This is a genomic window from Aporhodopirellula aestuarii (assembly GCF_023701485.1).
GTDB lineage: Bacteria > Planctomycetota > Planctomycetia > Pirellulales > Pirellulaceae > Rhodopirellula > Rhodopirellula aestuarii.
In genome coordinates this window covers 1-1,416 of record NZ_JAMQBK010000143.1, presented here as the reverse complement: position 1 = coordinate 1,416, position 1,416 = coordinate 1, and the positions used below count along the sequence as shown (strand labels likewise).

Below are 1,416 nucleotides of genomic sequence, written 5' to 3'. Positions count from 1 at the left end.
CTTAAGACACCGCAGCCAGCTTGTGGGGACATGCGTTGCTGCTTTCGCGTCCGGTTGATTTCGACCGATCAACTTCAGCTGAAAAAGGCGTATGCCGATCACGCTAATCAATGCGATTAAGGGCTCCAAGCGTTCAGCTTTCCGCAGCGCGTGGACTTCGATACTACAGCCGGTTTTGAGGACTTTATGATATTCCTCCACCAGCCAACGGTTTTCGTAGTCTTCAATCACCTGCCACGCATCTGCGAAGGTTTTTACGGGGCTACTCGCCAACAGCACCCAACAAATAGGCGTGACGCCTGGGGGAGCGTCCACCTCTTGCACGACAACAACACTCGACTCCAATTGCTTAATACCGCACTCCTTCACCCGCTTGCTGCTATGCACCGGGCGTTCAAAGCTCACGGACATCGCGGACACTTCAATCTTTGCGGTTCGGGCCGCAACACCTGGTCGACTGCGCAGGTTCAATTCATAGCTGCCCAATAGCTTCGCGTCTTTGATGGCATCCTTCAAGGAAATCTTGTGTTTATCTTGTGTTGTAACTTTGCGGTTCAGCTTAGAGGCTCGGATCACCCATTCGCACCCTGTCAGGCGAATGTGGCACATCGCCTCAAAGTTATCCCCACCGCGATCGAAAACGTGAATCCACGTTGAACCTTCCGGCGCTGGCCCCACTTGATCGACCAATTCTCCCCAGATATCGCTCTCACGTCGCCGAGCGAGACGTTGCATGCGAGTTTCCTTCTTATCGTTAAATCTACGGTACTGAAGTAACGCGCCGGCAGCACCGCGGATCTGCTTCTGATTACAGTCGTACATCAAGCAATTATGCAGTTGCATTCCACGTCCGACGCCGCTGCCCAGCATCCCTAGCCCAGTGGTTCCCTTGTGAGAGAAGTGGTCGATGTCGGTCGTATCGCTAATTAGTAAATACCGCCCCGGCTTGGTCTGGCGAGTTTGGGTCCAGTGCGGCTGAGCAACCGCTTCGAAGATAACGTTGGGGCTATCGAACAAGCGATAAGCAGCTTTAAGGTCAGCCCAACCAGTATTTTGCTCCGGCAACGATTTCTCGGGTGAGTCCAACATCTGCTTCGCCACTTTCCGCAACCGCTTGGTGCGTCGTACATCGCCAAGGTCACAGGTTCCAAACTGCTGCTCGACCCATTCTTCGTTGCTAACCACTTTCATTGTGACTCTTCACCAAACACAGGGATGTCGCTCGACATGGACACTCCCTGGTTCACACAGCGAAAAATACCGAGCATCTCCTTGCTCGTCGCCCAATAATTAGGTGTCGCGTCAATTCGTCAATCGTCAAGCCTATGCAAGCAAAGACTTAACTGCTGCAGTTTCAACGACTTCGAAGTTTAAGGTTCTACGCCCTGGGATAGAAAGTTGTGGGTAATGACAAGG

1 protein-coding gene is annotated in these 1,416 nt (G+C 52.5%); it reads right to left on the bottom strand.

Going from position 1 to position 1,416, the window contains the following annotated elements; all coding sequences use genetic code 11:
- The coding region (locus tag NB063_RS31770) for an IS4 family transposase (protein WP_250933828.1) at positions 1-1,191 on the bottom strand (1,191 nt) is incomplete at its 3' end.
- Between the last annotated feature and the right edge of the window lie 225 nt (positions 1,192-1,416).